Here is a 7,792-nt window from a genome sequence, read left to right on the forward strand (position 1 = left end):
GTTGACGATGAGCCGCGCCCCAGCAGCGCGCGCCTGGGCCGCCGTGCCGTCGACCCAGATGTCCTCGCAGATGCTGAGGGCCGTCGGGACCCCCTCGATCGATACGACGGTGGGGCCGGAGCCTGGCCCTGACCCGGACTGGCCAATCGACGATAGCGGGTCGCTCAATACCACATGCAGTCCGGTCCTATACGCGACCTCTTCCATTACTCGCCTCAGCGAGCTGTCCTGTACCCAGATGTCCATTCGGCCTTCCCGATACCGAAATCGACAGCATGTCTCCCCTTCACTTGCTGCCGGGGCGGCATTTTCCGGTACCTGCGCTCGATATGCACTCTCAGATGCGGGCACGCAGGCAAGTGCCACCATCATGGCGACGAGCATCAGAGCGGGACGGCTTTTCTTCAATGCGGGCCTCTGCTCACGGCACGGGGCTTTGCCCGCCAGTGCACGGTCGCCAATGTGGTGCTCCTGGCCGAGACCGACGCCCTGCACGACACGCTCTCGGGGCCCGCCACCCAGCACGTGATGCAGCGCGCTGGTCTTCGGGGACACCCCCACTGCGCGGCCGTGTTCATCTCGATGGCACATCTCCACAACCTGCGGGCCGCCACCGGCTACCGGGCGCGCCGCCAACAGTGGGCCAAGACGCGCCCCACCGGCATCGCGATCGGGGAGCGCCGCGCTCAACCGGGCGCCCCGGCTACCTGCGCATCCACCAGGGCGATAAAGGACGAAGGGATCTCCCACATCAACGCCGTGGACTGCGTGAAGTGGGAGATCGTGGCCACTTGCGAGCGGCTCTCCGAGGCCTACCTGTTGCCGGTGATCAAGGCTACGCTAGAAGCCCTCCCCTCACGAGGGTCGTCGTCGTTTTTGTCGTTGAAGTAAGTCCGGACTCCGTTGCTCTCACGCACGATGCCGATCTGATCGACGTGGTGATCGTCGTCGCGGAAGTAGAAGCGAAAACCACGCAAGGCGAATACATAGCCAGCCCCCGGTGAGGCGAGCGGGTAGAGGCAGTTCCCCGTGCAGAAATCGACGAAGCTTCCGGTGATGATTCCGGTGCCTGACCTACGCTTGTGCTCGGCAGAGTAGTAGTACTCGTCGTCGTTGTTCTTGTCCGCCAGCGCCAGCATGATCTGGCCGTTCGACTGCGGTCTCGCGGCGAGCGAAGTAACGTGGTGGTCGGTGTCCGAGTAGCGGAAATAGAACGAGTCGAGCAGCGGCACTCCCGGTGAATTGTAGGTTCGATACGCGTATCCATGCGCGAAACCACTCACTGCTTCGGCGGAAGCATTCGTGGCGAGGAACAGCGATGCTGCGAGGCTTAGGCCCCAGATTAAGAGTTTCATGGTCGCTCCTTGGTAACGTGGTTCGTGGTAGTGAGGCCTCGCCATGCGTCGCATTGACTGCGTTGCCTTGCGGCGTGTTGCGCCTCGGTTTATGGTTCAGGTGCTCCACCATCTGCATATTCTCTGGGTCTCCATCCGGATCGGTTCAATCGAGTGTTTGGTGCGCTTCTTCGACGGCCGCGGCAGCGGGATCCAAATGAGTACCTCAGGAATCAGCATGATCTGGGGCAATTGGGTCATTCCCGGGACGGGAAGAAGGACAAGTTCATCCTGTACCTCCCAGAAGCATTACGTCCATGTAATCCCGGTTGCAGATCGTCTTTGGCCTCTTATGCAACCGAGCGGGATGTCCAATATGTTATCAATAGTAACATAGGGGGATGAGACGAGACAAAAAACGGGTGAAGAAGACAACAAGGGACGCGGGGGGTCAACCGCCGCCGATCGCCGGCACGGAGGGGGCCATGAACGAGGGGAAGGGTCAAGGGATGATGGTGGTGGGCGGTGGGCTCGCCCCGGGGGCTGGGCGGCGCGCGTTGACGGCTCTGGAGTTCCAGGGGTTGGCGGCGGTGCCTCTCGAGGCCGAGTGGTTTGCGAATATCGATAACCCGAGGACGCGGCGCGCCTACCGGATCGACATACACGAGTTCATGGGATTCGTGGGGATTGGGCGACCCGAAGAGTTTCGCACCGTCACCCGCGCGCACGTGCTCGCTTGGCGGAAGGACTTGGAGGGGCGGGAGTTGAGCGGGACCACCATCCGGCGCAAGCTCGCGGCGCTCTCCTCGCTCTTTGAGCACCTCTGTGATGCGAATGCGGTGACCCACAACCCGGTGAAGGGGGTGAAGCGCCCCAAGGTGGAGAGCTACGAGGGCAAGACGCCGGCCTTGGGCGACGGACAGGCGCGGGCGCTACTTGATGCACCGGGGTCCGAGACGCTCAAGGGTAGACGCGATCGCGCCATCCTCTCGGTGCTGCTCTACCACGGACTGCGGCGCGAGGAGCTGTGCACGCTAAAAGTTCGGGACATCCACCCGCGGCGCGGGGTGCTGCACCTGCGGGTGCATGGCAAAGGCGGCAAGGTGCGCTACCTGCCCTTGCATCCCGGGACGACGGAGCTCGTAACCGACTACCTTGAGGCCGCGGGGCATGGGGGTGAGACGGCCGCGGCGCTCTTCCGGCCGGTGAAGAACAACACGGGTGGAACGATGGAGGGAGCGGTGACCGCGGACGGGATCTACAAGATGGTGAAGCACTACGCGACGCGCGTGGGGGTGAACATTGAGGGCTTTGGCGCGCACTCACTGCGGGCCACGGCCGCGACCAATGCGCTCGACCATGAGGCCGATATCGCCAAGGTGCAGGAGTGGCTCGGGCATGCCAACATCGCCACCACGCGGCTCTATGACAGAAGGAAGACGCAGCCGGAGGATAGCCCGACGTTTAAGGTGAAGTATTGAGGATGCTCTTCCAGAAACGCCACGACTTTCGCTGCCTCTTGCCCGCCCACCTGTCGTTGGCCTGCATCACCTCGCAATACCTTGTTCGGTGAAGGCAAGAGTGATGCTTTTTCATCGTTGGAACACAGCCATTAGTCCGGATCCCTATGACGACCCCTTTCGTTCAGTGCTTTGATATGCGTGGCAGAATGCTCCACCATCGCTCCAACATGCTGCTCGATGCGTATGAGGTATTCTGCTTGAAGGACTGGCTCATGAGCTTTTGCGACGGCTTTTCTCAAGCTCAGGGAAATGAGAGAACGCACGGAGCAGAACTTCGCAGCGATTTCGGCGGGTGTGGCGTTACCCATAGCTGTTGACAACACTTGACACTCGTCATCGGTCCCTGCGAACGGTGAGATGCCTCCACCTATATCAGACAGGAGGCGATCCGTGCTCGCAACTTCACTCTGGACCAGATCTCCGATGACCTGCTGCAGCGAAGCGCCCGCGAAGTTGGAGTACTTCGCCTTACTCCGCAGCTCTAACAGGCTGGCGCCGGCAATCACTCTTGTAATCTGCTCGGTTTCTCTCTCATAAAGATCCAGTAGCAAGTGGGCATTCAAGTGAGCGGACCGCGTTCGTGGATCGAGAGCTTCCAGTAGCCCCAAAAGCCAATCCGCAAAGCGCTCACCGGCGAGCCCCAGCTCCTGGCGGACGTCCTTGACGTTCAGCGCCAAGTAATATGCGCGGTCCAAAGCCCGGCACGCGGCGACACCTGGATTGAGGTCATACAATGAGCCGTAACGTTCCCCTATTTCTTGTACACGGAGCTCTACAGCCCTGAAAAAAAGCGCCAAGGAGGTATAAACGTGAAGCACGGTCAGGACTCGGTTAGCCGGCCACTCATTCGAGCCATCTGGCTGCGATCTGTTCCAAACCGCCCGAATCCGCGGCGATCCCTCGGCGGCGTACCCCCGGCGAAGCATTGAATGAGTGTGCTCGAGATCAATGAACTTAAGGTGCAGTGCCTCATGCAGCAGGAATTCTGCTGCCCTCCACGGGTGTTTAAGCACAAGCGGAGAAAAGAAGGCTGCTCCCGGAATGGAGGGGTTTGTGACGGATGTAACCTGGAGCGGGCTTGTCACGACGGCAACAAGATGAAGATGATTAAGCGCGCTGCGTGCAAGCTTCGGAAGCAGCTCACCAAGAAGTCGTGTGCCCTTCACGAGCATCCGTTGCCCATCCTCGTCTGGGGTTCTGAGCCTCAGCTGGGCGCTGCTCGTAAGGTGCACATTAAATAGGCGCCGGAAACTCTGTGCGGGAGTATCCTCCTTTCGCTCATCACACCACACCCATGCGTGGTACAACGCTCTTCCCAAGCGCATCGCGTGTGGCGCTCCAGCCGCAAGTGGCCCAAGCAGGCGGTCCTCCAAGAGATGTTGGGCAGCAATCGTCAAGACCGCTTTGGTCTCCTCAATGGGCACATCGGGCCCGTGCAGCTTGAAATATCCTAGTGCTCCGTCAATAGTGCTGCGCACCATTGAATCCCCCAGAACCCGGTAACGGCTGTGCACGCTGGCTCTACGTAAAGCAGCCAGCGTGGCGCCAGCTATGGGAACGTACTCGGCGAGCATCTCTAGCCGTCGGTCATAATGTAACCACATGCGCTCATTTAAGTAGCGATAGTTGCCGAACGGACGATGACATGCGAGGCTATGCTCGATACGCGTAAGCACATTACGATCGGAACGGCTCCTCATCAGCTTAGGCTCCAGCTAGAAAAGGCATGGCCGGGTTTAATAAGAAAACACAGTAAGATAATTGCCGGAATAGTCGATCGTCTCCTGCAGAAGGTGGCCGATGGATTTGGCTGGTTCCGATTGGCACGGCGAGCTTAGAATGCCCGGACTTAGCATTCGCAGTGAGCTATAGACGTATGTTCTGGCTGCCTCGAAGATCGATGCCAACTCCACATCCGTTCGCTGGCTCAGGGTTTTTACCATTGAATAGTACGCGTCGCCATTGGGGCATTGCTGAGGAGGCGCTGAGCCAAGAAGCGAGGACACTTCATGGGCCATGGTAAGTTCCGTTCGGATCAGGTCCAGCGCGGTATCGCGTGCAGTCTGTTTCCGATTGTCGGTAACTTGGAGCGAATGGGTGCCTTTCGTGGCGCGACTCGAGCTTGCTATTAACATCTTAATCTCCTCGAGTTCTGCATCATACAAGTCAAGCAAGTGGATGATGGGATCACTGGCCTCCGGATGCGGACCCAGCGCGGCGAGCGCTTCAAGCAGCCAATCGACAAAGCGCTGGCCGGCGAATCCGAGTTCGTAATCAACCTCCTTGATTCTTTGTCCTAAGTAGTGCGCGCGATCTACCGCTCGGCGGGCGGCAAGAGCTGGATTGAAGCCGTTGAGACTGCCATAACGTCCCTCCAGTTCAGGCGCGCGGCAGTCGAGCCCTTTGAAGAAGAGCGCCAGGTGAACGTATACATGGAAAGCGGCGACGGCTCGGCACACGGGCCATTCATTGGAGCTATACGAATGGCATCTATTCCACAGTGCGCGAGTTCTCGGAGAATCCGCAGCGCTGTACCCCCGACGAAGCATTGAATGTGTGTGCTCTAAATCGTGGTGCTTCTGATGGAGTGCCTCGTGTAATAAGTATTCAGCCACATGCCAGACATCTTTCAGTGCGGCCCTTGACAAAAAGATGGTTCCCGGTATAATGCCGGTCGAAAAAGAGTCGAATGGAAGACGGTATCTGTCGTCATTCCAGAGTGTGCGGTCGGCGATATGCAATAGAACTACTAGATGCACATGATTGAGAGCGCTGCGTGCGAGCTCCGGAAGCAACTCCGTGAGCAGCCGTGTCCCATTCGCTAGCATTTTGTGGGCATCGTCGTTGGGCGTCCAGAGCGCAGACCGCCCAACCTCCTGTTTATAGAACAGTCGTCGGAAGGTCTGCGCGGGAAGGTCTTCGTCCCGTTCATCACACCATACCCAGGCGTAATACGATAGGTCTCCCAGTCGCTTGGCGGTTGGCGCTCCAACCGCCAGCGGGGCCACGCAGCTATTCTCGGAAAGATGACGCGTAGCAATGCTCAAGAGTGCCTCTGTTTCTTCCATGGGGAATTCGGGACCACCCAGCTTATAATGTGCCAACGCGGAATTGATCGTGCTTCGCACAGCCGGGTCTCCCACAACGTGGTAGCGACTCTCTGCGGTGGCTGTGCGCAAAGCAGCCAGCGCCGTGCGGGCTGTCGGCACGTATTCGCCAAGCATCTCTAGCCGGCGATCATAGTGTACGTACGTCCGGTCATTAATATAATGATAATCCCCGAAGGGACGATCAGATGCCAGACGACGTTCGAGATCCGCAAAGAGGTCTATTTCTTGACTCCGTGTCGCTTGCATGCACTGCTCGAAGCAGTGCTTTTCGGGTTAACGTCTGTTTTCCGCGGGGTGCCCGGCGGCAACGCTAGAGGGCCGTAGAGTTTTAGGAGCGACGATCGCGAGCCCATTCTAGGGCGCGGTTGCTGGTGAGGATCGCTACGCACGACCTCGAGCCCATGCAGCGGCTCGCAGAGCGGTGGTGGTTCACCAAAGTGCTCTTGCCAAGGCAGGTGATGCGACTCACGCCCAGCGGGCTGATGTGCGCCTCGACACAGGTGGCCCTTTGCCTCACTGAAGTAGCCAGCGTCGGCCAAGAGCTCGGCGTCGGCAAACGCGCCAAGACGGACCGCATTGGCACGCAATTGATCGCCCGTTATATCGCCCACGAGCACATACAATTGCTCCCGTATCAACCGCCTACTATTGAGCAGTCGCGTATCGATCAGCTGCTCAAACGCCGGACCCAAGCTGTGCGATCAACTCTGCGACAAAGCTTCAAGGACCTCAGTGGTTTCAATATCGAATTGGCTACAGTGCTGGCCAAGACGCGGATCCTTCACCTCCCACGCTTGACGAAAACCATAGAATCATTAGCCATGAGCGTGAGCCGACGATCCTGACCAGTAACCAGAACTTCGGCGGCTGGGAGGACGTCTTCGGTGACCGCGTGATGGATACCGGCCATTCTGGACCGAGTCCTCCATCACGCGAGCACCATCAACATCAGGGTGGGACTACTGCTCGGCCGCAACAATCTGCGAGGAGTAGCTTTTTTGACACTGGGTGTAGGTACCACCGCACTTTATCGGTCGCGCCGCCTCGATGCGCAGAGCCTCGAGATCCTCGGGCCTAAGTTGCGTCTGTTCTATTCCCTGCTCCTTCCCCTTCGGAGCGCTCTGGGTTGGGTCAGCCATTGTGATGTCTCCTCTCGCTTTTGTGGAAAATTAATTCTACCGAAAGTGGGCACTCACTGTCAAGACGGCGCGGAAGATGGTAGTGTCTCAGTTTGACCCATATCCATAGGATATAAGGATATGCCAGCCTTATAGCAGGGCGTTCTAACGCGGGCACCCCCTTTTTCGGCAAGCGGAAGAGGACGGATGTACCCGCGGGTTGTCAAGGACGCGAACCGTCGGTCCAGGATGCGGGATGTTTCGGCCCTTCAGCCGTCCGAGGGCGCCCGGCTCCGGGGGCGTTTTGGCCTCGCGCGCGAGTGCCGGCCAAAGGAGGCTGTCGGCTCGGGGAGTTGAACCGGCTGGGAGGGGGTCGCGGCCTGGGATCAGGCCCTTTGCAGTCGGTCGAATGACCGCGCGGGCGCTCGGGGCGGTGCCCGGGCGGGCAAGCCGAGATGGGTTAGGATCTTGGCGATGACGGAGGGATCTTCGATGGCAGCGAGGATCGTCAAGGTGCCACCGCACTGCGGACACTGCTCGATATCGATATCGAACACCCGCTTGAGCAACCGGGCCCAGTCCAGGCGGGCTGGTGCCGAGGGATGGGGCGCGTCAGCGTGAACCTCTGCAGCGCTGGGTGTGTTGACCGGCGCGCTGGGAAAGCCAGGCACAGGGAGATCGCCTCCCCGTGAAAACCGGGATTGGCG

The 7,792-nt window shown here is 59.3% G+C and carries 8 protein-coding genes; 3 read left to right on the forward strand and 5 right to left on the reverse strand.

All coding sequences use genetic code 11. The features are described from left to right. Positions 1–246 (reverse strand): hypothetical protein (locus tag M3461_16490; protein MDQ3775825.1); only part of this gene is annotated, 246 nt, incomplete at its 3' end. A gap of 216 nt (positions 247–462) precedes the next feature. Here M3461_16490 and M3461_16495 point away from each other — a divergent pair. Beyond that, positions 463–891 (forward strand): hypothetical protein, encoded by a 429-nt coding sequence (locus M3461_16495; GenBank protein ID MDQ3775826.1) that lies wholly within the window; start codon positions 463–465, stop codon positions 889–891. On the opposite strand, the gene M3461_16500 is transcribed toward M3461_16495, so the two are convergent. Further along, positions 813–1,355 carry a hypothetical protein gene (locus M3461_16500; protein MDQ3775827.1) on the reverse strand — a complete coding sequence of 181 codons (543 nt, stop codon included), beginning with the start codon at positions 1,353–1,355 and terminating at the stop codon, positions 813–815. The genes M3461_16495 and M3461_16500 overlap by 79 nt on opposite strands. A 488-nt stretch (positions 1,356–1,843) precedes the next feature. On the opposite strand from M3461_16500, the gene M3461_16505 reads away from it, so the two are divergent. Further along, the gene (locus M3461_16505) at positions 1,844–2,815 is read left to right on the forward strand and encodes a tyrosine-type recombinase/integrase (GenBank protein MDQ3775828.1); all 972 of its coding nucleotides are present in this window, start codon (positions 1,844–1,846) and stop codon (positions 2,813–2,815) included. Between the two features lie 131 nt (positions 2,816–2,946). Here the strand turns inward: M3461_16505 and M3461_16510 are convergent, their stop codons facing one another. Both M3461_16510 and M3461_16515 read right to left on the reverse strand, forming a co-directional pair. After that, entirely contained in the window at positions 2,947–4,029 is a 1,083-nt protein-coding gene (locus M3461_16510) for an HEXXH motif-containing putative peptide modification protein (GenBank protein MDQ3775829.1), read from the reverse strand. Positions 4,030–4,593: 564 nt separating this feature from the next. Next, positions 4,594–6,081, reverse strand: coding sequence for a hypothetical protein (locus tag M3461_16515; GenBank protein MDQ3775830.1), 1,488 nt, complete (start codon positions 6,079–6,081; stop codon positions 4,594–4,596). Between the two features lie 287 nt (positions 6,082–6,368). Here M3461_16515 and M3461_16520 point away from each other — a divergent pair, with 287 nt between their 5' ends. Beyond that, positions 6,369–6,812 (forward strand): hypothetical protein, encoded by a 444-nt coding sequence (locus tag M3461_16520; GenBank protein MDQ3775831.1) that lies wholly within the window; start codon positions 6,369–6,371, stop codon positions 6,810–6,812. A gap of 659 nt (positions 6,813–7,471) precedes the next feature. On the opposite strand, the gene M3461_16525 is transcribed toward M3461_16520, so the two are convergent. Then, positions 7,472–7,792, reverse strand: a 321-nt coding sequence (locus M3461_16525) for a hypothetical protein (protein MDQ3775832.1), incomplete at its 5' end; no start/stop codon positions are given.

Source organism: Pseudomonadota bacterium, assembly GCA_030860485.1.
In the GTDB taxonomy this organism is placed as follows: domain Bacteria; phylum Pseudomonadota; class Gammaproteobacteria; order JACCXJ01; family JACCXJ01; genus JACCXJ01.